18 protein-coding genes are annotated in these 23,127 nt (G+C 71.8%); 8 read left to right on the forward strand and 10 right to left on the reverse strand.

Going from position 1 to position 23,127, the window contains the following annotated elements; all coding sequences use genetic code 11:
- Positions 1–162: 162 nt before the first annotated feature.
- From OG906_RS37565 to OG906_RS37580, 4 genes are all read right to left on the reverse strand, one after another.
- Positions 163–321: a DUF6760 family protein gene (locus OG906_RS37565; RefSeq protein ID WP_199826461.1), complete on the reverse strand. Its 159-nt coding sequence runs from the start codon at positions 319–321 to the stop codon at positions 163–165.
- Positions 318–830, reverse strand: coding sequence for a hypothetical protein (locus OG906_RS37570; RefSeq protein ID WP_267802845.1), 513 nt, complete (start codon positions 828–830; stop codon positions 318–320). The genes OG906_RS37565 and OG906_RS37570 overlap by 4 nt, the downstream gene beginning before the upstream one ends.
- A complete protein-coding gene (locus tag OG906_RS37575; RefSeq protein WP_053676562.1) occupies positions 830–1,273 on the reverse strand; it encodes a phage tail protein in 444 nt (147 codons plus the stop codon). Before OG906_RS37575 ends, OG906_RS37570 begins: the two co-directional genes overlap by 1 nt.
- A gap of 72 nt (positions 1,274–1,345) precedes the next feature.
- Positions 1,346–2,950: a phage tail sheath subtilisin-like domain-containing protein gene (locus OG906_RS37580; RefSeq protein ID WP_329448788.1), complete on the reverse strand. Its 1,605-nt coding sequence runs from the start codon at positions 2,948–2,950 to the stop codon at positions 1,346–1,348.
- Between the two features lie 337 nt (positions 2,951–3,287).
- Here OG906_RS37580 and OG906_RS37585 point away from each other — a divergent pair, with 337 nt between their 5' ends.
- Positions 3,288–4,940 (forward strand): eCIS core domain-containing protein, encoded by a 1,653-nt coding sequence (locus OG906_RS37585; RefSeq protein ID WP_329448789.1) that lies wholly within the window; start codon positions 3,288–3,290, stop codon positions 4,938–4,940.
- An 85-nt stretch (positions 4,941–5,025) separates the two neighbouring features.
- Entirely contained in the window at positions 5,026–6,441 is a 1,416-nt protein-coding gene (locus tag OG906_RS37590; RefSeq protein WP_329448790.1) for an RICIN domain-containing protein, read from the forward strand.
- 54 nt (positions 6,442–6,495) lie between these two features.
- Here OG906_RS37590 and OG906_RS37595 read toward each other — a convergent pair whose 3' ends face one another.
- From OG906_RS37595 to OG906_RS37605, 3 genes are all read right to left on the reverse strand, one after another.
- On the reverse strand, positions 6,496–8,604 hold the full coding sequence (locus OG906_RS37595) for an ATP-binding protein (protein ID WP_443067488.1): 2,109 nt from the start codon (positions 8,602–8,604) through the stop codon (positions 6,496–6,498).
- Complete coding sequence (locus OG906_RS37600) at positions 8,601–9,302, reverse strand: DUF4255 domain-containing protein (protein WP_267802852.1); 702 nt, start codon at positions 9,300–9,302, stop codon at positions 8,601–8,603. Before OG906_RS37600 ends, OG906_RS37595 begins: the two co-directional genes overlap by 4 nt.
- Before the next feature lie 165 nt (positions 9,303–9,467).
- Positions 9,468–10,130: a helix-turn-helix transcriptional regulator gene (locus tag OG906_RS37605; protein ID WP_329448791.1), complete on the reverse strand. Its 663-nt coding sequence runs from the start codon at positions 10,128–10,130 to the stop codon at positions 9,468–9,470.
- Between the two features lie 326 nt (positions 10,131–10,456).
- Between OG906_RS37605 and OG906_RS37610 the strand changes: the two genes are divergently transcribed.
- Positions 10,457–13,303 (forward strand): AAA family ATPase, encoded by a 2,847-nt coding sequence (locus OG906_RS37610; protein ID WP_329448792.1) that lies wholly within the window; start codon positions 10,457–10,459, stop codon positions 13,301–13,303.
- Between the two features lie 14 nt (positions 13,304–13,317).
- On the opposite strand, the gene bla is transcribed toward OG906_RS37610, so the two are convergent.
- A complete protein-coding gene (gene bla, locus OG906_RS37615) occupies positions 13,318–14,244 on the reverse strand; it encodes a class A beta-lactamase (protein WP_329448793.1) in 927 nt (308 codons plus the stop codon).
- 236 nt (positions 14,245–14,480) lie between these two features.
- Between bla and OG906_RS37620 the strand changes: the two genes are divergently transcribed.
- Positions 14,481–16,469, forward strand: coding sequence for a bifunctional metallophosphatase/5'-nucleotidase (locus OG906_RS37620; protein WP_329448794.1), 1,989 nt, complete (start codon positions 14,481–14,483; stop codon positions 16,467–16,469).
- A gap of 99 nt (positions 16,470–16,568) precedes the next feature.
- On the opposite strand, the gene OG906_RS37625 is transcribed toward OG906_RS37620, so the two are convergent.
- Positions 16,569–17,585: a helix-turn-helix transcriptional regulator gene (locus tag OG906_RS37625; RefSeq protein WP_329448795.1), complete on the reverse strand. Its 1,017-nt coding sequence runs from the start codon at positions 17,583–17,585 to the stop codon at positions 16,569–16,571.
- A 268-nt stretch (positions 17,586–17,853) separates the two neighbouring features.
- On the opposite strand from OG906_RS37625, the gene OG906_RS37630 reads away from it, so the two are divergent.
- The 3 genes from OG906_RS37630 (at position 17,854) to OG906_RS37640 (ending at position 21,714) form a co-directional block, all read left to right on the forward strand.
- Complete coding sequence (locus tag OG906_RS37630; protein WP_329448796.1) at positions 17,854–20,589, forward strand: M4 family metallopeptidase; 2,736 nt, start codon at positions 17,854–17,856, stop codon at positions 20,587–20,589.
- 238 nt (positions 20,590–20,827) lie between these two features.
- Complete coding sequence (locus tag OG906_RS37635; RefSeq protein WP_329448797.1) at positions 20,828–21,262, forward strand: VOC family protein; 435 nt, start codon at positions 20,828–20,830, stop codon at positions 21,260–21,262.
- Positions 21,263–21,405: 143 nt separating this feature from the next.
- On the forward strand, positions 21,406–21,714 hold the full coding sequence (locus OG906_RS37640) for an SCO0607 family lipoprotein (RefSeq protein ID WP_329448798.1): 309 nt from the start codon (positions 21,406–21,408) through the stop codon (positions 21,712–21,714).
- A gap of 32 nt (positions 21,715–21,746) precedes the next feature.
- Here the strand turns inward: OG906_RS37640 and OG906_RS37645 are convergent, their stop codons facing one another.
- Positions 21,747–21,941 (reverse strand): hypothetical protein, encoded by a 195-nt coding sequence (locus OG906_RS37645; RefSeq protein ID WP_329448799.1) that lies wholly within the window; start codon positions 21,939–21,941, stop codon positions 21,747–21,749.
- A gap of 501 nt (positions 21,942–22,442) precedes the next feature.
- Between OG906_RS37645 and OG906_RS37650 the strand changes: the two genes are divergently transcribed.
- On the forward strand, positions 22,443–23,069 hold the full coding sequence (locus OG906_RS37650; RefSeq protein ID WP_329448800.1) for a hypothetical protein: 627 nt from the start codon (positions 22,443–22,445) through the stop codon (positions 23,067–23,069).
- Positions 23,070–23,127 lie beyond the last annotated feature (58 nt).

The following is a 23,127-nucleotide window of genomic DNA, read 5'->3' on the forward strand; positions in this document are numbered from 1 at the left end:
GTGGTTACGGGAGCCGCGCCCCCGGGGGCCGCCGCGGACGCCGGCGCCGCCGCGGCCGCCGGGCCCGAGGGTCGTTCGGTGTCCGGAGCCGGGGAGCTGCCGGGCGCCGCCGTGCCGCCGTCGCTCCGCCGTCCCCGCAACCGGTCCAGGAATGCCACGTGCTCAAGCCTCCGGCGCGCCGCGCGTCACGAGGGACGCGATCTGCTCGGTGTACCGGCGTCGATCCTGGTGCTCCAGGTCCAGGATCGCGTCCGGACCCCAGTGGAAGTGGTAGGCGACGTACGCGATCTCCTCGTGCAGCCGGTCGGTCGCGTACGTCACGATTCCCCCAGGCGGCTCCCGCCGAGCTCCACCTCGAAGGGCTCCGAGCAGTGCGGGCACTGCACGGCCGCGCGGGTGTGGCCCTCCGCGTTGATCTGGCGGTAGAAGTCCTGGAGGAACGCCAGGTCGGACGCGAACATGTTCTCCACGATCCCGTCGTGCACCATCGACAGCGTGCCCAGCCGGACGATGACCCGGCCGAGCAGCACCACCGAGAGGTACGCCGGGTTCTCCTGCACGCGCACGTCCCGCAGCGGGACCAGCTCGTCGCGCGCCGTGGACAGCCGCATGACACCGTCACGGTGCACGGTGCCCGCGTCGTCGACGTACCCGCGCGGCAGCTCGAAGGGGAACTCGGTACGCAAGGACTGCCTCGGGGCCTGCTCGATCGGCGGGCCGGCGGGTCCGCGGTCCGGTGCGGCGGCGGGAGCCGAGCGGGGGAACTCGGCCCCCGCCGCCGCGGTCTGGGGCGCCATGGAGGCCGGAGCCTTGGCAGCCGTACGGCGCATTACTCGATGACCAGTTCTTCGAACACGATGGTGACGGTCTCGGTCAGCGCCGCCGCCTCACCGGCCTTCACCGTGCTCGCATCGATCTTGCTGCACCAGGCGTTGCGCAGGTTGTAGCGCTTCACCGGGTTGTTCTGGAAGTCCATCATGATGATGGAGGCGTTCTTGCGGGCCGTGCTCATCTGACCGCGGATCGAGTCGTTGATCCACTGCGTGAACGACGCCGACTGGGTCATGCCGCGCACGACCGTGCACTGGCCGTTCTTCTGCACGCCCGGCAGCAGCGACACCTCGGCCCGACCCTGCGCGCTGTTCTGCTGGTAGGTGATGACGTCCTGTTCGAGGGTGAGACCGCTGACCTCGGCGAGGTACTCGACCATCACCCCGTCGATCTGGAGACCGAAGTTGTGTGACGTGAGGGCGTCACCCGGCTGGAGACTCATGCGTTCGTTGTCCTTCTGAGGAGGGGAGGGGCTCGGGGAGGAGACGGTGGCGGAGGCGGGCTCCGCGCCCGGTTACTCCTCCAACTCCCCGTTGCCGCCGGAGAACTGCGCCAGCCGGAAGATCACGAACTCGGCGGGCTTGACCGGCGCGATGCCGATCTCGCAGATGACCCGGCCGAGGTCGACCGACTCCGGCGGGTTCGTCTCCTCGTCACACTTGACGTAGTACGCCTGCTCGGGGCTCTGCCCGAACAGGGCGCCGCTGCGCCACTCGTTGACCAGGAACGCCGAGACGTTGCGGCGGATGCGCGCCCAGAGGTTGTGGTCGTTCGGCTCGAACACCACCCACTGGGTGCCGATCAGGATCGACTCCTCCAGGTAGTTGAAGTACCGGCGGATGTTCAGGTAGCGCCAGGCCGGGTCGGAGGAGAGGGTGCGGGCACCCCAGACGCGGATGCCGCGGCCGGGGAAGGCCCGGATGCAGTTCACGCCGATCGGGTTGAGCAGGTCCTGCTCGCCGCGGGTGATCTGGAGTTCGAGGTCGACGGCGCCGCGGACGACCTCGTTGGCGGGGGCCTTGTGGACACCGCGCTCGGAGTCGTTGCGGGCCCAGATGCCGGCGACGTGCCCGCTCGGCGGGACCAGGCGCGACTGCCCGGTCGCCGGGTCGAAGGACTTGATCCAGGGGTAGTACAGGGCCGCGTACTTGGAGTCGTAGTTGGCCGTCTCCTGGCGCCACACCCGGATGTCACGGGCGTTCAGGCCGGGCGGCGGGTCGATGATCGCGACCCGGTCGCCCATCAGCTCGCAGTGCGCGATCAGACCGAGCTGGACCGCCTTGACGGCCTCCAGGTCGATCACACCGCGCTGGTAGGCGGCCATCAGGTCGGGCACGGCGACCATGGAGATCTCGTCCACGGCCTCCAGACCGCCGAAGCCCGTGCGGTCGGCGGAGTCGCCGAGGTACTGCGCCGGGCCGGGGTGGGAGCCCTCGGCGCGACCGGCCGGAGCGGCCGGCTCGACGGGCGCGGGCGGCGGCGCCGGCAGCGCCACGGTCTGGTTCTCCGGACGGGCCAACTGCGCGGCAGGCGCGGCCTCGGTCACGGCGATGAGCTTGGAACGCTCCTTGACCTGCGTGACGACGTAGGAGCGGTTGCCCTTCTTCGCGCTCACATCGAAGGTCTCGACCGGCTTGTCGCCGTCCTTGACGATCAGCTTGAAACGCTCCGCGGGCCCCTCGCCCTCGGCGTCGGCGACCTCGACGGACAGCGTGCCGCCGCTGCCCTCCGCGGTGGCCGCCACGGCGAACGTACCGAGCGGACGGGACTCCGCGGCCGGCAGCGCGGCCCGAGGAGCCGCGCCGGTGACCGCGGCGGGAGCGGACGCCTGGGCCTGGCCGGCGGCGTCCTCGGCGGAGCCGCCGACGCGCACGACGTACGCCGCCGAACCGCCGTTGTTGAAGAACCCGTAGAGGGAGTGCGCGAGGTAATAGCCGTCGGTGAAGTCGCCGAAGGCCGCGACGTACTGAGTCCAGTTGGTCACCAGCGTGGGCTCGTTCAGCGGGCCGGTCGGCGCCAGACCGACGAAGGCGGCCACCGACGTGCCCACTCCCTCGATCGGGCGCGAACCGCTGGCCACCTCCTCGACGTAGACGCCGGGCGACAGATAGGACGGCATGCTCTGCTCTCCTCGGGTACGAGACAGGACACTCCACCTTGACCCGAGGACCGCGCCCGCCGAAACGTCCCCCGGTACCCGAGTGGGGACACCGTCGTTGCCCCCGCCGCTGCCCCTTCAGGCAGCGGCGGCGGCAAGCGACGCACGCCGGGACGACGGGGTCCGTCCCGGCTGCCCCGAGGTCTGCCCCCGCGGACCTGTGGGGTCGCCGGGAGGTCGGGTAGGGCTGGATGGCCAGCCGTCCGGACAGTCGAGAGAGAGCGTCATGCGCGCGCACGGTCAACGCAATCCGTCATCGGACGAACGGGACACCTCCCGCCGGGCGGTGCCGCCGAGCATGCCCGTACAGCGACTGCTGAACCTCCACCGGGCGGCGGGGAACGCGGCCGTGGCCCGCGCCGTCGAGGCGCAGCGGCACCGGCACGGCCCGGGCTGCGGGCACACGGAACCGACCGTCCAGCGCCGGGAGTCCGCGCAGCACGACCACGACCACGACCACGAGCGCGGCCATGAGCACGGGCACGAGGGCGAGCGTGACGCCGGGCCCGCGTCGCAGCTCGGGCTGCTCGGGGCCGCGCTGGCCACGCCGAGCAGCCCGCTCCCCGACCCCTTCCTCGGCAAGGCGAAGGCGTTCTACCGCAACGACCACCTCGGCGCCGGGCAGGTCCACGACAATCCGGCGGCCCAGCGCGCCACTGCGGCCCTCGGCGCCCACGCCGTGACCGTCGGCAACCACATCCTGCTCGGCCCCAAAGCTGTCGGGAACACCGAGATCCTCGCCCACGAGACCAGCCACCTCGACAAGAACCTCCGGGGCATCCGCGAGACGGGCCACGACAACGGCGCCGGCATGGCCGTGACCGACCCCGGACAGGGCTCCGAACGCGCGGCCACGGCCGACGGCGCCGCCTTCGCGGCAGGACACGGCACCGCCCCGTCCATCGCCCAGCGGGCGCCCACGGAGGAGAAGGAGGGCAACGGGACCGCCCTGAACGCCACGAGCCCCGGCGCCCCGGCCGTCCAGCGCACCCTCTGGGAGTTCGAACCCGGCGGCACCTACACGGACGCCGTCGACACGCGGGAGACGCGCTGGCGCAACAAGGACGACGACCAGGACATCCGCACCTCCTCCCAACTGGGCGTCCCCCCGGGGACCACACCGCGGCACACGGACGTCTACGACGACCAGACGGGCAAGGTCCACAGCAGCGGGAACGTGACCTTCTCCAAGAAGGGCACCATCCCGGAACGCGACTACCCCGAGCGCGAGTCGAAGGCCCGCCGCGAACTGGTCACGGCCAAGCGGTACATCGCCTCGACCCTCACCCTCCTGAAGTCCGCGGGAGACAACCCGAGCGGCGCGCTCCTGAGCGGACTGCACTCCGGCTTCCCGGCGCTGCGGGCCATGACACCCCGGCAGATCGCGGCGTTCCTGCCCCGCGTCGCCGAGGTCGTGCGGCGCATCCAGGCGGGCCTGGACGCCCAGGGCGCGCAGATCGCCCTGGTCGGCACCGGCACCGGCGTCCCCTCCGAGGTCATGGGGTGGGTCGATCCCACCCTGGGAGAGCGGATCTCCCGCGCGACCAATCCGGACCTGCAGAAGAGCGAGGCGCTGCCGACCACGGACGCGGGTCGCTCCGGCCCCATCCACCTGACCAAGGCCGGCCAGATCGCCTGGTACGTCATCCACGAGGCCACCCACCGGTTCGCCGGCACGCTGGACTACCAGTACAGCCCGCGCGACGCGGAGCTGACGCAGGACACCATCGTCGACAGCCTGGCCCAGGACTTCCCCGAGGCCTCCGCGGACCTGGAGAGGACCAATCTCGGCAAGCGTGCCCTGCGGGATCCGGGGGAGTACACCGGGGAGAACGACGACGCGGACCGACAGCCCAACTGGTACGCCATGGGACAGCGCGCCCTGATGAACGCCGACTCCTACGCCCAGTTCATCATGATCGTCAACGGCGAGCGGGTGCCCCGGTCCTGACGGGGCGAGCGGGGGTACGCCGGGGCAACCAGGTCTGCCCTTGCGGCTCCTGACCGGCGGCGCGGGCGCGGTTAGCGTGCCGGGGGTGAGCCTCTGGACTTCGCTGGAACCCGCCTCCGTCACCGTCGACCCCGGCAGCAGCACGCGCGTGCGGCTGCGCGTGCGCAACACCGGTGACGTGGTCGACGAGTATCGCTTCGAGCCCGTCGGCGACGTGGCGCCATGGATGACGGCGGAGCCGGCGACCTTGCGGTTGTTCCCGGGCACCACCGGGACCGTGGAGCTGACCTTCGCACCACCCCGGACCCCCGACGCCACGGCCGGTCCCAACCCGTACGCGGTGCGGATCACGCCGACCGAGCATCCCGAGGCCGTGACGGTTCCGGAGGGGAACCTGACGATCACCGCGTTCACCGAGGTGCGCGCGGAACTCGTGCCGCCGATCGTGAAGGGCCGCTTCCGCGGACGCCCCCGGCTGGCGGTCGACAACCTCGGCAACACCAAGGTGACGGCGTCCGTCGCGGGCAGCGACACCGGCGACCACCTCGCGTACGAACTGCGCCCCGGGAACGTCCAGATCGAGCCCGGCAGGGCCGCGTTCGTCAATACGACCCTGCGGCCCCGGCAGATCATCTGGTTCGGCTCCAAGGAGCAGCGGCCCTACACCCTGGCGGTGCGCCGCTCCGGAGTCGATCCGCTGGACGTCGAGGGGACCTACGTCCAGCGCGGTTTCCTCCCGCGCTGGCTGGCCACCTTCTTCGGGCTCTTCCTGGCCCTGTGCGTCGCCTTCGTGATGATCTGGATCGCCTACAAGCCACAGGTCCGCTCCGCGGCCACCGAGGCGACCGAGCAGGTCGGCGCCGTCCTGCCCCCCACCCCGGCCCTCTCCCCGCCGCCCCCGCCGCCGTCACCCAGCGCCGAACCGGAACCGCCGAAGACCGAGAAGCCCAAGGACGACGGCGGCGGAGGCGGAGGAGGGGGAGACGCCCCGAAGCCCTCGAAGCCCGCGGGACCGCCGCCCGTGGTGCCCGCCGAGAAGGTCCTGCTGCGCAACGCCGCCACCCGCAAGTGCGCCGACCTGCCGGGCCGCGAGAAGGGCGCGATCAACACGGCCGTCCAACAGGCCAACTGCGACGGCACCGCCGGGGACAACCAGCTCTGGAACCTCGAGGTGAAGTACCCGAAGCTCGGCCCCGGCGGAAAGCCGCTCTTCCAGATCCGCAACACCACGGACCAGTTCTGCATGGACCTCGGCGAGTACGGCGGCCGACCCGTCGGCACCGGCATCGGCGAGTTCCACTGCGTCGGCACCACCGCCGACAACCAGCTGTGGTGGATCGAGAAGCAGGAGAGCGGCGACTACTGGATCCGCAACTTCGCCAGCAACAACAAGTGCCTGAACGTGAACGGCGGGGCCAACACCGGGGACCGGCTGAACATCTCCGACTGCAGCAACACCGGCAACCAGGAGTGGAAGATCATCCACCCCAAGACCGCCTGACACCCGGGGCGGCCGCCCCCGTCACCGGGCCTGGTGAACGGGGCGGCCGCCGCATCACCAGCCGCCCTCGCCCGGCACCAGCCGCCCCGCCTTGCGGTACTCCCGCCGGGCCCCCTCCAGGAGGTCCTCCGGCGTCACCTCGCCGCCGCGGCCGGCGGCGAGATAGGCGGCGGTGACCACCGCACTGCGGATCGAACCGCCCGCCAGCTCGAAGTCCCGGGCCAGCGGCGCCATGTCGATGCCGTCGACGGACGGCACGTGCGCCAGCCCGTACCGCCACAGCGCGAGGCGCTGGCCGGGGTCCGGGAACGGGAAGTCGACCACCAGGTCCAGCCGCCGGGTGAACGCCTCGTCGATGTTCGCCCGCAGGTTGGTCGTGAGCAGGGCGATGCCGTCGAACGACTCCAGCCGCTGGAGCAGGTAGGAGCTCTCCATGTTGGCGTAGCGGTCGTGCGCGTCCTTGACCTCGGAACGCTTGCCGAAGACGGCGTCCGCCTCGTCGAAGAGCAGCACCGCGTCGGTGCGGTCCGCCTCCGTGAAGATCCGCTCCAGGTTCTTCTCCGTCTCGCCGACGTACTTGTTCACGACCGACGACAGCTGGACCACGTACAGATCGAGACCGAGGTCGGCCGCGACCACCTCCGCCGACAACGTCTTGCCCGTACCGGACTCCCCGGCGAACAGCCCGAGGACGCCCCGGCCCCGTCCACCGCCCGCGCTGAGCCGCCAGTCGCCGAGCACCCGGCTGCGGTGACGGGCCCGCAGGGCCAGCTCGCGCAACTGTTCCAGGGGCCTTTCGGGCAGGACCAGGTCCGTCCAGTCCACGGCCGGCCGGATGCGGCGGGTGTGGCTCTCCAGCCCCGAGGCGGACTGGCGGCGTGCGGCGCGCCGCACATGCGCGGCGGTGACCGCACCGCCGTCGAAGGCGGCCAACGCGTGCGCGGCCCGCGCGGCCCGCCGCACGCGGTCCCCGCCCAGGCGGTACGGGGCGACCGTCGCAGCCAGATCGAAGGCGTCGGCGTCCGCGCCCAGAGCGGCCCGCCAGGCGGCCGTCCCACCGTCCCGGCGGCCCGGCGCTTCCAGGACCAGGGGATCCTCCGGGCACCAGTGGGGGTCGTACGGGCGGGGATCGGCCAGCAGCACGGTCACGTCCGGCGCCGCGGCGAGCGCCCGCACCAGCGGGCCGGGCCGCTCGGGCAGCGCCGGCACGACGACGGCCCGGCCGCTGAGGCGGGCCTCGCGCAGCAGCTCGGCGACGTGCTCACCGGGGGCGGCGCAGCACAGCCCGTCCAGGCCCGCTGCGCGCAGGGCCGCGGCGTACGCGGCCAGTCCCTCGCCCTCGCGCTGTTCGCGCAGGTAGACGGTGGCGGGACCGGTCCCCAGGAGGGCCGCCAGCCGGTGGGTGAACTGCTCGGCGGCCGCGTCGGTGGGCAGCGGCTCGGGCATCGGGTGCAGCAGGTCGCGCAGCGCCGCGTCCGGTGTGTCGTCGCCGAGGAGGTGCCCGATCAGCCGATCGGGCATGCGCAGCGAACGCGTCAGGAAGGGGCGTTCGGGCTCGTCGACCTCCAGCAGGCCCAGGGCCGCGAGGGGCGCGGAGGCGTGCAGCCGGGCCCGGGCCGCCGCGGAGTGCGCGGGCACCCCGCACAGGTCGAAGGCGAGGCCGACGGTGGCCCGGCGTCTGCTCACGTCGTCGTTGAGGTAGCCGTAGAGCGGCTCGAAGGTCCGGTCGACGTCGGGAGCGAGGGCGACGAGCACCAAGGCGACGTCGAGCGCGGTCAGGCCCGCCCGACCGGCCAGCGCGGCCAGCCGGTCGCCGGGGCCCGACGCCTCCTCCCCGCCCACGGCCCGACCGGCGCCCGCGTCCGATCCCGCCGCGCCCTCGGCCACTACGGGCCAGGAGCCGAGGAGATGGCGGACCGCCTCCTCGGACAGGTAGAGGCCGCGCAGGGGATCGTCGGCCGTGGGATCGCCGGCGGTCCGCCGCTCGACCAGCGCCGACACCCGCCCGCGCAGCCCGTCGAGCCGGGCGAGCAGGGCGCGGCCGGGCCCGTCGACGGCGCCGGGAGGCGGTGCTCCGCCGCAGGCCGTCCCCGCTTCCGCCCCCGCATCCGGCGCCGCTTCCGTCACCGCATCCGGCGCCGGGACGGCGTACGACGCGCTCACCGCGCGTCCGCGCCGCGGGAGGTCTCTGCGCGGGGGGCCGCGTCCTTGCCGGCGGTCCGCGCCGCCCGGGCGGCCGCCACCTGATGGGGACGGTGCGAACGGCCCTCGGACACCGCCGGGTCGCCGTCCATCCCGCCCACCCGGAGCGTCGCGCCCTCGGTGACCGGCGGCCCCGCGTCGTAGTCGGGGTAGGCCGGGAAGGGCACGGTCACCACCAGGTCGAGGGACGGCTTCAGTTCACCGCCGAGCGCGGACCAGATCTCGGCGAGCGACCGCGACTCCGTCTGGATGCCAGCCACGGACAGCGGCACGGACAGCCCCAGCGTCCCCAGGGAGCCGGGCAGTTCGTCCGGCGGCACCATCTCACGGGGCAGCAGGGTCGCGAGCACGGCGGACAGCAACCGGTGCTCGTCCAGCGGGGTCTTCGTCCACGCCGTCACCAGGTAGGACAGCCTGAACCAGCGCGGCGGCCGGCTCCGCCGCACGACCACGTCCCGCTCGTCCCGCACCCCGATGTGGCCGCGCTGACGCCGGGCCACGTCCTCCCGGATGTCGTACAGATAGCTGTTGACCACCGGGGCGTTGCGGCGGGCGGCCCAGTCACGCGTCGGCGCCTCGAAGGCCACCTCGATCCCCGAACCCGTCAACGCCCCACCGCCGAGGAGGCCCTTGAGCATCTCGTCCACCTCGTGGATCACGCCTGCACTCCCGCCTCGCCCGCACGGCCGTTACCACCCGGCCCGTCGTCCACCGTCGATCGTCCCCCGGACGGCCGCCCGGCCCGCAGGGGCACGGGGGACGAACGACGGGCAGCCCACCCTGCCCTCGCGGACACTCCCGGCCGTGTTCGATTGCCCGGACGGTCAGATGTAGCCTTCCCGAAGGGCAAACGCCACGGCGTGCGCCCGATTGCGCAGGTGAAGCCGAGTGGTGAGGCCGTGCATGACGTTCTTGACGGTCCGTTCGGAGTAGGACAACTTGCCCGCGATCTCACCGGTGTCCAAGCCCTCGGAGACCAGACGCAGGACGTCCACCTCACGGGACGTCAGCCCGAGGGCCGGCGCGCCGGCCCGGCCTCCCGCGCCCCGGTGCAGCGTGCCCACCTGGTGGATGAGCCGGCCGAGCAGGTCGGCGGGCAGGTCGCCGTCACCGCGGGACGCGGCCAGCACCGCCTGCACCAGCCGCTCCGCGGTGGCCTCGTGGCGCCAGACGATCGCGCCGACACCGCACTCCACCACGTCCATCAGCTCGTTCTCCCGCATCGCGCCCACCACGAGGACGGCGCGCGCCCCCTCGCTGCGCACGATCCGACGCAACCGGGCCAACGCCGCCTCGTCGAGGGCGTCCTCCACGAGGAGGGCCACCGTGTCCGGACCGGACTCCTCGCGCAGCTCGATCTCCGGGTGTCTGCGCAACAGGGCGACCGCTCCCGCGAGGCCGATCGGGTCCGCGGCGGACACCGCCACGGGGACGCGCCGGTCCCCGGAGCCTGCGTCGCGGCTCGTGCCGGTAGCGGACGTGGTCATGATGCGGGGTGAGTTGAGCAACCGTTTCCCCTGTTCAGCGGCCCGCAGTGCAACGCGGGCCGGTAGCGGATGAGCACCCTCCACACTTCTGCGAGCGCCACGGGAACCGCAATCGTGGAGCACCACGGGCCGCACCACGAGACCGCGCCCGCGAGCACCACGAGGCCGGCGCCCTCGACGGGCATCACCGCAGCTCAGAGCGGTTCCCGTCGTCATCCTGGCAGTCCGGGGGGCCGGCAGTGAGGTACGCCACTTCATGCCACCGCGCCACGAATTCCGTCGTCTCACCCGGCGGCGAAGCACACCCTTCACCACAGGAGGCACGGATGACCAGGCCACTCCGTGAACGCGACCGCGCCCGGGCCCTGATCGCGGCCGAGACGGAGCGGGCCCGCTCCGGTTCCGGCGGCCTGGTCCTGCTCCAGGGAGCCACCGGAACCGGCCGTACCTCCGTGCTGGAGAGTGCCGTTCAGGACGCCGCGGGCCGGGGCCTGCGCGTGCTGTGGGCGCGGTGCTCCCCGGAGGACACCGGGGTCCCCTTCGCCACCGTGCTGCAACTGCTCGGTCCAGTACCGGACTTCACCGACCTCACGCCCGACCGGGATGACCGCGGGAGCGCCGCCCGCCTGTGGCGGCTGCTGCGCGCGTACGCCGACGAGGGCCCGCTCCTGTTGGCGGTCGACGACGTCCACCTGGCCGACGCCCCCTCACGCCGCTGGCTGCGGGAAGCGGTACGCCACATCGACCGCTTACCGATCCTGGTCGTCGCGAGCGAACGCAGCCAGTACGACATCGACCCCCGGCACACCGGGCTCGCCCAACCCCTGTCCCCGTCCCTCGTCCGCACCCACACCATCGACCCGCTCGGCGACACGGCCGCCGCCGCACTCGTCCTCGACGCCCTGCCGACGGCCGCACCCGACTGGACGGCGCAGTGCGTACGGGCGGCCGCGGGCAGCCCCCTGCTCCTGCACGCCCTGCTCGACGACCTCGGCGGCCCGCAGTCGGCCGGCCCCGCACCGGACGCGCTCCCGCCCCTGCCGGAGACCTGCGCCGCGCTGTATCCCGGAAGCTACCCGGCGGCCGTCTCCTGGTGGCTGGACAGCGCGGGTACGGCGACGGCCGAGGTGGCCCGCTGCCTGGCCGCCCTGGAGGAGGCCTGGCCGCGCACGGAGAACCGGCCGATCGGGGACGCCGACGAACCGGTGGTCCCGGACGTGGCCGGGGTGCTGGCCGAGGCCGCCGGCGCCGACCCCGCCCGGGTCACCGGCTGGCTCACCGCCATGACCCGCATCGGACTCCTGCGCCCGGACCCCGCCGGCCTGCCCCGCTACGCCCACCGACTGCTGCGGGACGCCGTGTTGACCGGCTGGCCGACCGTACGACGGGAAGCCGCGCACCTGGTGGCCGCGAGGACGATGCTGCGGCGCGGCGAACGCGTCGAGGCGATAGCCGCCCACCTGCTGCGCACTCCGGGCGTCGGCCTGCCCTGGGCCCTGCGCGTACTCCAGGACGCGGCGACGGTCGCGGTGAACGACGCCCGCCCCGGCGACGCCGCCGGCTACCTGCGCCGCGCCCTCGACGAACCCCTCTCCGACGACCGGCGCCAGCGGCTGCTCACCGAACTGGGCTCGCTGGAGTACGCTTCCGCCGGCGGCGCCGTGGCGATCGCACGCCTGGCGGAGGCCCAACACCTCCCGGCCGCACCCCGCGACCGGGTGCGCACGGCCGTCGCCCTCGGCACGGCCCTGGTCGGCCGCGGCGAGGTCACCACCGCCCTGGAGGTGCTGCGGCGCACGGAAGGCAGCCTGGACGGACACCCGGGACTCACCCGCACCGTGCAGACCGCCACCGCCCTGCTGTCCGACGCCGACCTCGTGACCCGTCAGGAGACCTACCGGCGGCTCTCCGAGAGCGGCGAGTACGCGCCCGAACTCGTCGGCACCGCCAGCCGGGCCCTGCTCGTGCGGTACGAGGCGACGGCCGGGCTGATCTCGGCCGGCGAGGCCATGAACCGCGTACGGGCCCTGCTCGCGCAACCCTCCGACCCGCTCGCCGAACCGTTCCTCCTGGGGACGGCGGCGGCCGTCGCCGAATGGGCCGACGAACTCGACGAGGCCGAGCGGCTCGTGGACCGCGGCCTGGCCGGCCAGCACCCCGCCCTGCTCCACCCCATGGAGCACGCCCTGCTCAACACCCGCGCCGACATCGCCGCTGCCCGCGGCGACGTCGCCCGACTGATCGCCGTGCGCGGCGACGGCGCGGCCGTCGCCGCGCACGCCCACAGCGGACCCTCCAACCGGGACGCCCACGTACTGATGGCACTCGTCCACACCGGCCGCTCGGACGAAGCCCGACGGCTCGCCGGCGCCTTCGACCTCAGCCGTGCCCCCGAATCATGGGAGCTGAACCGCTTCCTCTACGCGCGGGGAGTACAGCGCCTCGCCGCCGGCGACCCGGCGGGCGCACTCCACGACTTCCTGGAGTGCGGCCGCCGCCAGAGCGCCCGCGAGGTCTACAGCCCGGTCGTCACCCCCTGGCGGACGGCGGTCGCCCAGTGCCGCCTCGCACTCGGCGGCAGCCAGGAGGCCCTGGCCCTGGCCACCGAGGAACTCCGGCTGGCCCGCGTCTGGAACACCCCCCGCACCGTGGGCCGCGCGCTGCGCGTCCTCGGCGCCGCCACCGGAGGCCGCCGAGGACTGCACCTCGCCGAGGAAGCGGTCGAGACCCTCAGGGACGCGCCCGCCGACGCCGGCATGGAACTCGTCGAGGCCCTCCTCGCCCAAGGCCGCCAACTCCACGCCGCCGGCGAACGCGGACGCGCCCGCGACCGGCTCCGCGAAGCCGCGGACCTGGCCGAACGCAAGGGCGGCCTACGCCTCCTCGCCCTCGCCGAGCAGGCCCTCCGCGAGGGCGGCGCCCGCGTCCCGACCGCGTCGCGAACCGGCTCGGGGGCCCTGACCGCCAGCGAGCGCCGCATCGCGGACCTGGCCGCCGCCGGCCGGACGAACACCGAGATCGCCGACCTGCTGCACCTCGCCCGCCGCACCGTGGAGACCCACCTGACGAGCACCTACCGAAAACTCGGCATACGCCGCAGGTCGGAACTGCCCGCAGCCCTGGACCACCCCCACCCCCCGGCCGCCGACACCGCGAAAGTGACGACGCCCTAGGCAGGGCTCGTGCTCTACGTCAGCGCCTTGGTGACCAGGGACGCCGCTTCCGCGATCAGCTTGTCGTCGTCGTCGGCGTCCTCCGTACCGCGATTCGACATGATGGCCATGACGAGGGGAGCGGAGTCGGGGGGCCAGACCACGGCGATGTCGTTGCGGACCGCGTAGACGCCGCCGCCGCCCGTCTTGTCCCCGACCACCCATCCTTTCGGGACACCGGCCCTGATGAGCTCGTCGCCGGTGGTGTTGGTCTGCAACCACTTCACGAACTGTGCGCGTTCGTCCTTTCCGAGCGTGTCTCCGAGGGCGAACGCCCGTAGGTCCTCGGCCCAGGCCCGGGGGGTGGTGGTGTCGGGCGTGGCGCCGGGGGACCATTGGTTGAGTGCCGGCTCGCGGCGCTCCACCCGGGTCGTGGTGTCGCCCACCGCTCGGAGAGCGGCTGCCAGGCCCTGCGGACCTCCGAGGGCATCGAACAGCAGGTTGGCCGCGGTGTTGTCGCTGTGGCGGACGGCGGCGTCGCACAGCTGACGCAGAGTCATGCCGGCTTCGACGTTCTTCCCGGTCACGGGTGAGTGGTCGATCAGGTCATCCCTGGAGTACTTGATCACCTCCTCCATGTCGTGCGGGGAGTGCTTGCGCAGGACCGCGGCGGCGGCGAACGCCTTGAACGTGGAGGCGTAGGCGAACCGCTCGCTGTCGTGGTAGGCCACTTCCCGCCCGGTCCCGGTGTTCACCGCGTAGACCCCGAGTCGTGCGGCGTACGTGCGTTCCAACCGCTTGAAGTCCGCCGCGGACGCCTTCCCGGCCGGAGCCGGCCGCGTCGTCGCGGCGGGCGGAGTCGGTGAAGTCGGCGAAGTCCGGGTACTGCCCTGGCCGCAAGCCGCCATGGAGAGGAGGACGAGCCCGGCCAGGGCGGCGTGTCGTACACGTGTGTACTTCATCCTCGAACCTCCGGGAAGCCCATGACGCTCGGGTGCCCGTCGCGTCCCTGGTGCGAGATCCCGCTCGGCCGGGACCCGCTCTCTCGCAAGGCTACGACTTCGACGAAGGCCGGCGCCGTAAGGTGAACGACCTCCAGGGGCACCGGAAGTTGCAGCCCGGCGCCCTGCGGATGAAGACCTGTGGGGAACGGGCGAACGGCCTCGTCCGCGAGGAATCGTCGCGCGATAGTCAGGGCATGAGTCTGCCGAAGACAGTCAAGTCGTGGAACGACGTCGGGGCCGGTCGGCGTTCCTTCCTCACTGCCATGGGCGCCGTCGGCGCCACCGTCGCAACCGGCGTTCCCGCATACGCGTCGGACCACGCCCGGGACGTCCGCGACGCCGACGGCCACGTGGACGTCCAGTTGCTGAACATCACCGACCTGCACGGATACCTGGCCGCGGCACCGGGCGGAGACTCCACCATCCACGGCAACGGCGGCCAGACCTACACGGTCGGCGGCGTCGCCTACATGGCGGCCCACCTGAAGCGGATCAGGGACGGGAAGGCGAACTCCCTCTTCTTCAGTCCCGGCGACAACTTCTCCGGGTGGGAGTTCGATGCGGCCGTCTTCGCGGACGAGCCCACGATCGAGGCCTTCAACCTCATGAAGCTCGACTTCTCCACCGCCGGGAACCACGAGTTCGACAAGTCACCGGCCATGATCACGCAGCACATGGAGGAGGGCGTCCCCTTTCCGGTGGTGGGTCAGGACACGTCGTTCATCGACTCGGCCGGCCGGCGGTTCCCCGGCGCGGACTTCCTCTTCTACAGCGGCAACGTGCAATGGCGGGGAGACGGGGCCGACGTCCTCCCCGCGTACAACATCAGGTACGTCGACGGTCCCAGCGGGGAGAAGATCCCGGTCGGTTTCATCCACCTGACAGCCATCGGCACGGAGTCCTCCAGCACGGCCTACCTGCCCGCCGTGAAGACACGCGACGAGCTCCAGACCGTCAATCGGCTGGCCGCTCTCCTCAAGAAGCGCGGTGTCAACGCCATCGTGCTCAGCATGCACGACGGCGCGGTCGCGGGCGGTGACTTCAACGGCGGACTCAACCCCTCGGGCCCGGCCTACGAGCTCGCCCTCCAGGCCTCGCCCGACATCGACGTCATCGTCACCGGCCACTGGCACACCCGCTTCAACATGATGCTGCCCGACCCGAACGGGGTGCCCCGGCCCTTCGTGGAGGCCGGCTGTCACGGCCAGCTCATCAACGAGATCAACCTGAAGCTGGATCCACGTACCGGCAAGGTGGTCCGCGAGCTGACCGTGTCGACCAACCACCCCAACACGCGCACCGGCATCGCCCCGGACCCCGAGATGCGGCAGGTCGTCTCGTACTGGAACGGACAAGCGACCACCCGGGCCAACTCGACGATCGGCCGGCAGCGCGGCTCGTTCCTGCGGGCGCGGAACGCCGCGGGGGAGAGCACCATGGGCGACCTGGTCGCCGACTGGGCGCTGTGGGCCGGCAGCCGGCCCACGAACAAGAACTTCAACGGCAACTGCCACCCGAACATCGCGGCGCAGCTGGCCATGGTGGCACTCGCTCCCCGGGTCGGGCAGACAGTGATCGCCGGGGACCTGGTCCATGACCCTGCCACGAACGGGGCGATCCCGTTCGTCCGCGCCTGGCGCGGCGTGGGCTACGGCGACCCGGTCGTCAGCGTCTGGGTCACCGGCCAACAGATCCACGACGCCTTGGAGCAACAGTGGACGACGAAGGAGGGCGGGGGCATACAGTACGCGCCGTTCGCCGTGTCGAAGAACGTGCGCTACAGCTTCAACTCCGCCGCCGGCGTGGGAAACCGCGTCGATCCCCGCAACGTCCACATCGACGGCAAGGCGCTTGAGCCCACGAGGCGCTATCGGCTGGCCACCCTGGCCTACACCCTCGTCGGAGCGGACGGATACCCGGCCCTGACGGACTTCGAAGAGCCGTTCACCCACCAGCGCGACTTCGAGAGCTTCGTGGCGTTCGTGAGGCAGGCGGGCACCCTCGTTCCCGCGCCGACCAACCGTGTGTCCGTGTTGTCGTCGTCCGGCGCGCTGCGATCAGAACTCGGGGAGATCGTGGACCCGGTGGAGCCACGGCTCTCCGACGGCACACCGATGTCCCGGCCCCAGGCGGCGATCGTGACCGCGGCCCGGTCGCACGACATCCCGTACCCGCCCTGCTGAGGGGCGGCGTGCCGATGAGCACCCCCACCCGACAGCCCGTACCCGACGACGTGACCGGAATCGACGGGCGAGGCGACCCGGGCAGCTGTCGGCCGAGAGTCAGGCCTCCGCGGCCCGGTCGAGCCAGCCGCGGATGACGGCCTGGGCGCCCGCCTGGAAGCGGGTGCCCGCGTCGAGGTCGTCGAGCATGCCGCTGATGCGGCGGCGCGCGGTGTGCACGTGAATGCCCAACCGGCGGGCAATGGCCTCGTCCTTCAGGCCCGAGGCGAGCAGACTCAGCAGTTCCCGCTGGGACGTGGTCAGATCGCTGTCGGGGTTGCCGACCGGTGTGGCACGGTCCCACAGGGTTTCGAAGAGCGGCAGGACGGCTCTGCGCAGCAGGGCTCCACCCGGTACGAGCACGGGTTCCGCGCCGTCGCCGGCAGCGGACGGCGGCAGCAGGCAACTGTGGCGGTCGACGACGATCAGCCTCGTGGGGAGGTGGGCGCCCACCCTGGCCTGAAGGCCGCGTTCGGTCAGTGCGCCCAGGGTCTGTGGCCGGCCCGGATGCTTCATCCACTCACGGTCCAGGACGGTCCGTACGATCACACCCCGGTCGAGCAGGTCCCCGATGGCGGGCCCGAGCGCCTCACCGTCCGGCGCCGGATCGGGTAATCCTCTGATGCCCGGGGGTCTGTCGAGGATCAGTACCTCGCTCCGGGCGGCGGCGAGCATGTGCCGCACGCGCGTCGTGATGTCCTCGGCGCCCGACAGGATCTCGGGCGTGCCCGAGCGCCCCGCCCCGAGGACGGCGGGTGGCCGCTCGGCCAGTCCATCGGCGTAGGTGCACAGGCGCTCCAGTTCCGCGGACTCCTGACGAAGCAGTGCCTGGCGGCGTCGGACCAGCAGCCGAAGGGTGGTGGCCGGTGAGGTGGCCGGCTCCGGGGATTCTCCCGGCAGCGGTGTGGTGACGACCTGTCCGGCCGGACGGGCCGGCGTCCTGTCAGGTCCCGGCTTGCCGACGCCGGTCAGGGCGTCGAGCTGAGCGGCATCGCCGGCACCGGCCACGAGGAGCGCCTTGTGGGCGTCCTCCTCGGGCCATCCGAGGCCCGGGTTGTACGGGTCGGTATGGATCATGTCGGGGATTCTGACCTCTTCACAGACTGCCCACAAGTGTGCGTGGCCACTTCTGAGGGGCGTCGAAGGCTGTGCAAAGGCTGTGGAGCGGGCTTGCATGACCGTGACGTAACGCATCGATCCAAGCACCCACCGTTGAGGAGACGTCTTGCGCAAGCCCGGCACACGTTCATCGGCACCGGCCGCAGTCGCGAACAGAGGATGGCGCGTATCGCTCCGTTCCGGCACCGGAATCGCGGCTCTGCTGGCCGCCGCGTTGACACTGACGGTGTCACCCGCGCAGGCCACCGACCCCACTGGCGGAGGGTCAGGCGTCCTCTCGGGACGGGACACCGACACCCCCGTCCTGGTCGAGGGCATACGTGAACCCGTGGACGCCAAGGCGGCTCCCGCCGACGCGGCGCGTCAGCACCTCGCCTCGAAGAAGAGCCGCTACAAGATCCCGCAGGCGGTCAGTGACCTGACTCCCGTCTCGACGGTGAACAGCGGCGCGGACGAGACGGTCCGCCTGCAGCAGAAGCACCACGGCGTGCAGGTCCTCGGCGGCCAGTACGTGGTGCGGATGCAGAAGCAGGACGGCAAGCGGGTGGTCACCGGCACGTCCGGGCACTACTTCACCGGCCTCACCGCCGGCGTCACCCCGCAGGTCGGCCAAGAGCTCGCCGTCCAACGAGCGGTGTCCGCCACCCTCCACCAGCTGGGCGGAGCCGTGCTCGGCACGAGCCAGGCTCCGCGGGCCGGCGGCCACGACGCCGCCCAGGCTCCGCTGACCGGTGAGGCCAAGGGGCTCGTCATCCTCCCCAAGGGAGACGGTGTCCTCGCCTACCGCGTCACCGTGCGCGGCAGCGCGCCCGGCACCGGGGAGCCGGTGCTGCGCGAGGTGTACGTCGATGCCACGTCGGGCTATCCGGCACTCCAGTACAGCGCCCTGAAGACGATGACGGCGCCGGACGCGGTGAGTGGCAAGGACACGAAGGACGCCCCGGCCGCGGACGGCCCGGCGGGTGACGCGTCCGGGCTGTTCCCCGAGGCGGGATCGGGTACCCGGCTGAACGGCGGCAAGACCCCGCTGTCCATCGCCTACGACCAGACCGCCGCATCCTTCGTGATGGCCGATGCCGTCCGCATGCGGGGCACGTCCAAGAACCTGCTGGCCACCTGGGACGCCCGCGGCCGGTCGGTCTCCGAAGTCTCCGGCAAGTGGCCCGGCAACCTCAAGATGTTCTCCTCGCCCACCGCCGAGTTCGACGCCGCGGCGACGGACTCCGGGGCCGTCGACGCCCACTGGAACGCCGAACAGGTCTACGACTACTACAAGAACGCCCACGGGCGCGACAGCCTCGACGGCAGTGGCATGACCGTCAACTCGCTGGTCGGTGTGACGTACTACGGCATGCCGTACGCCAACGCCTTCTGGGACGGCGCCAAGATGGTGTACGGCAACGGCGACAAGGAGTACAAGCCGCTCTCCGCCGACACCGACGTGGTCGGCCACGAGATGACCCACGGCGTCATCGAGCACACGGCGAACCTCGTCTACGCCGGTCAGTCCGGTGCCCTGAACGAGGCCCTCGCGGACTACTTCGGCAACGCGATCGACGTCACCGCCAACGGGATCCCGATGACCGACCCCACCGCGGGCCTGATCGGGGAGAACCTGTGCCGCACGAAGGCGGCCGCCGACTGCGCCCTGCGTGACCTCAACGACGGCGCCACCACGTCGAAGAGCTTCCTGGGTGTTTCCTTCGCCACCGACAACGGAGGCGTGCACCTGAACTCGACGATCTTCTCCGGCGCACTGTGGGACATGCGCGAGGACCTCGGCGGCACCCTCGCCGACAAGATCGTCTACAAGGCCCTCACCGAGTACATGACTCCGGTCGACGGCTTCACCGAGGCCCGCAACGCGGTACTCGCCGCGGCGAAGTCGATGGGCGTCACCGCCGGCCAACAGAACACGGTCAAGCGCGCCTTCAACGCCCACGGCGTCGTTCCCGGCTGGGAGCAGGCCCTGGGCGTGGACAGCGACTCCCTGTTCGGCAAGCTCAACACCACCGACAGCGGTGTGGGCGCCGGCGGCGGGTGGTGGACGGTCTCGAAGTCCAACGACGACGGCTCCGAGCCCTACTCCGTCTACGCCGGCCGGATGGACGGCAAGGGCGCGGCGAAGGTGATCAGCCCCAACGACGGGCGCTTCCACACGGCGCCCGCGACCGACGGCAAGACGGCCGTCTGGACGGCCTACGGCACCACTTCCGTCGACATCCTCTCCCGTCCGATCGCGGGCGGCCCGGTCAAGAAGCTCTACAGCTCGACCACGGGCGTCTCGGGCCTGCGCATCGACAAGGGCGTGGTCGTCTTCGAGGAGTACGACATCTTCGGCGGCCGCCACGTCGGCTACCAGCGCCCCGCCGACAAGGCGCCCGTCTTCGTGGACGGCCAGGACTGGGACATCATCACCGCCCTGCCGTCCGTCAAGGGTGACAAGCTCGCCTACGCCAAGCTCTACCCGCAGGACGGCACCTACCGCCTCGGGGTGGACATCCTGGACCTGGCCTCGGGCAAGACCACGCAGGCCGAGCAGCTCGACGAGGCCGTGAGCCTGGGCCAGACCGGGGTCAACGGAAACAACGTGTTCTGGCTGAGCGACACCAACGAGGGCGACAACGGGCAGATGACGATCCTGCGCTCGGCGCTGGACGGCACCGGGACCGTCATGGTCAGCAGCGAGCACAAGCCCGGCGCGCTGATCGCCTCCGACCTCACCGTCTCCGAGGAGGCGCTGACAGTCGTCGCCCGGACGCCCGACACCCAGTACCGCAACGAGTCGCTGCCCAAGCTGTGGCAGCTGACGACCGACGGGTCCCGCCAGGACCGCGTCTCGTGCAACCGCGGTGAACAGAGCTACCCGGCGGCGGGCGCCGGCCGCCAGGTCGCCTGGATCGACGCGACCACCGGCTCCACGGACCTCGTCGTCCGCGACCGGCCGGCCGGTCGCTGCTGACCCGACGCACTCCAAGGGGGGCCGGGGGGCTCGTGGCACACGCCATGAACCCCCCGGCCCCCTCGCGTCCCGCCCCACCACACGACCGTGGGACCCATGGCCGGTCAGCCCACGGACGGAGCGAACCGCCCAGAAGGCGAAGTCCGGTACACCGCGCCGCCGATGGAGCCGTCGGCGCGACCATCGGCTGGGGCATTCGCGAGGCATGCGGCCGACCCCGGGCCTCTACGATGGCCCGATGGTGTCGATCAAGCAGTTCCAAATCACTTTCGACTGCGCGGAGCCCGAGCGGGTCGCTCGCTTCTGGTGTGAGGTGTTGGGGTACGTCGTACCACCGCCGCCGGAGGGGTACGCCACCTGGGGCGACTTCGATCGCGCACTGCCACCCGAGCGTCAGGGTGCGGCGTTCGCATGCGTCGATCCCTCGGGAGTGGGCCCGCGCATGTTCTTCCAGCGCGTCCCCGAGGGCAAGGTCGTCAAGAACCGGCTGCACCTCGACGTCCGGGTCGGCACCGGGCTCGTGGGGGAGGAGCGCGTGGCCGCCCTTGAGGCCGAGTGCGCACGACTGCTCCCGCTCGGCGCGGCACGTGTGCGACTGCTGCGTGCCGACGGATTCAACGAGTCCTGCCTCGTGATGCGGGACATCGAGGGCAACGAGTTCTGTCTCGACTGACCCGCCGCGCCCGCGGCACCTTCACCGGTCGAGACCATCCGGCAGCCCCATGGGTGGAAGCAGAGTGCACCGTCCGTCGTGCGCCGGCTCGCGCGTGCGCCGGCGCACCCTGGGCATATGTCCCCGGACGACTGGAGGCCATCATGATCACATTCCGTACGCGCCGTCACCAGAGCGGCATCAGCGTCCTCTTCGCCGCTGCGGCGCTCGCCGCGACGTTGGCCGGGTGCACGATGAAGGACGCCATCTGCCGTGGCGGGGAGTACCCGGTCATGACGGTCGGGGGCACCGGCTCCGCCTGCGCCTCGAACGGGAAGCCGCCGCCCGAGGGGTTCACGCGATACCCCGACGGCAAGGTGCCCGAGCACGTCGACGACTCCTGGGACGTGTACTGGCGCACCCACACCCTCGACGACAAGGGCAACATCATCGACGCCCCAGCTCCGCGATAGGGGGCCGGTCCCGGTGAAGGACGGTGCCCTCGTCAGGTCGTCTGCCTCGCGCGCAGTCGTCGCACATCGCGTACAAGCACGCAGAGGGCGCTGAAGAAGGTCACGGCGCCGGCCGCGATCCACACAGCCGATGCCCCCGTGCGATGCTCCCGAAGGGCGCCGACGAGGAGCACCGCGCCGGCAAGAACGCCGAAGGCCGAGACCAGGGTGTCGATGCGGCGGGTCACACGGACATCATCACCGACCATCCCGGCCGGCGGGAGTGTTCCAGAGGAAATCTCCCCTCACTTCCCGATTCCCGGTTTCCGATCGCATGGTGCCCGCGTTCCGCTGCACGACCACATCCCGGGTCTCAAGTCGCTCCGCCAGAGCAGGGGTTACCCATCGACCCGCGGGCGCCCGATGGTCGCCGCCACCTTCCGGTAGTGGTGGAGGTCGACGTCATCGTCACGTCATCGGCGTCGGCCTGCGCACGGCCCGTCCGCGACGGAGTTCCGGCTCTGCTGGACTTCCCCGTTGCGTCGGGTGATAGAACGGAGCTCCAAGCGTCGTGTCATGAGGACTCGGCAGCGACGTGGCAGCGGCGTGGCAGCTCGTACGCGTGCGGGCAGGTCCGCCCCGGGGTTGGCGCGTCTTGGCGTCGTGCCCGAGTTCCTACATGAACATCAAAAACACGCACGATCGCACCACCCCCCGTCAGCGGTTATCGCGAGACAAGGAACCGGCCATTGAATCCTCTGCCGGCGCGCCTGGCGCGCCTACTGGCAACCCTCGCAGCCGGTGCGGCGATTGGCGCATGGGGAGCCCTCGCGGCCAAGGTCGACAACCCGGTCTTCCACGTCGTGAACCTCGTGTTCTCCGGGGGTTGGTCGTGGGCCTGTTTCGCCTTTCTGGTCGGCTGTTCCTGTCAATCAAAAGTCAAGGCGGCGTGGCTGTCCTCCTCGGCATTGGCCATCGGCGTGGTCGTCTACTACCTGTGCAAGGCTTTGAGTCCCGTGGCGCCGATCGGCATGGACGGCGCTCCCGAGCCGAACTTGGGGGGTGCTTCAACGGGGATCCTGGTCTGGGGAGCGGCTGCCTTTGTCTTCGGCGCTCCGGTGGGGCTCATCGGAAACCTGGCGCGCATACCCGGCATCGCAGGCCTCTCGTTCCGTCTGCTGATTCCGCTGATCGCCTTCTATGAGACATCGCTGCGCCTGGACGGGGAGGCGGCCACTGCGGGGCGCGTTCCCGAAGTCACCTGGAGCACGATTCGCGTGCTTGCCGTCCTCGCCGCCGTGGCACTTGTGGGACACACGCTGTGGGGATGGCGTACTCGGCGCGACCGTCCGAAAGTCGGGGTTGAAGCAGACTGAGGAGCAGGACGAGCCTCACTCCGGCCGCGGGCGCGGGCGTGAGGCCGGGGGCGCGGGA

Source organism: Streptomyces sp. NBC_01426, from assembly GCF_036231985.1.
Lineage (GTDB): Bacteria > Actinomycetota > Actinomycetes > Streptomycetales > Streptomycetaceae > Streptomyces.

Excerpts from the sequence above, each read along its gene's own strand:
- OG906_RS37570 (WP_267802845.1), bottom strand. The coding sequence starts at position 830 with ATGCGCCGTACGGCTGCCAAGGCTCCGGCCTCCATGGCGCCCCAGACC.
- OG906_RS37575 (WP_053676562.1), bottom strand. The coding sequence starts at position 1,273 with ATGAGTCTCCAGCCGGGTGACGCCCTCACGTCACACAACTTCGGTCTC.
- OG906_RS37580 (WP_329448788.1), bottom strand. The coding sequence starts at position 2,950 with ATGCCGTCCTATCTGTCGCCCGGCGTCTACGTCGAGGAGGTGGCCAGC.
- OG906_RS37585 (WP_329448789.1), top strand. The coding sequence starts at position 3,288 with ATGCCCGTACAGCGACTGCTGAACCTCCACCGGGCGGCGGGGAACGCG.
- OG906_RS37605 (WP_329448791.1), bottom strand. The coding sequence starts at position 10,130 with ATGACCACGTCCGCTACCGGCACGAGCCGCGACGCAGGCTCCGGGGAC.
- OG906_RS37610 (WP_329448792.1), top strand. The coding sequence starts at position 10,457 with ATGACCAGGCCACTCCGTGAACGCGACCGCGCCCGGGCCCTGATCGCG.
- bla (WP_329448793.1), bottom strand. The coding sequence starts at position 14,244 with ATGAAGTACACACGTGTACGACACGCCGCCCTGGCCGGGCTCGTCCTC.
- OG906_RS37620 (WP_329448794.1), top strand. The coding sequence starts at position 14,481 with ATGAGTCTGCCGAAGACAGTCAAGTCGTGGAACGACGTCGGGGCCGGT.
- OG906_RS37625 (WP_329448795.1), bottom strand. The coding sequence starts at position 17,585 with ATGATCCATACCGACCCGTACAACCCGGGCCTCGGATGGCCCGAGGAG.
- OG906_RS37635 (WP_329448797.1), top strand. The coding sequence starts at position 20,828 with ATGGTGTCGATCAAGCAGTTCCAAATCACTTTCGACTGCGCGGAGCCC.
- OG906_RS37640 (WP_329448798.1), top strand. The coding sequence starts at position 21,406 with ATGATCACATTCCGTACGCGCCGTCACCAGAGCGGCATCAGCGTCCTC.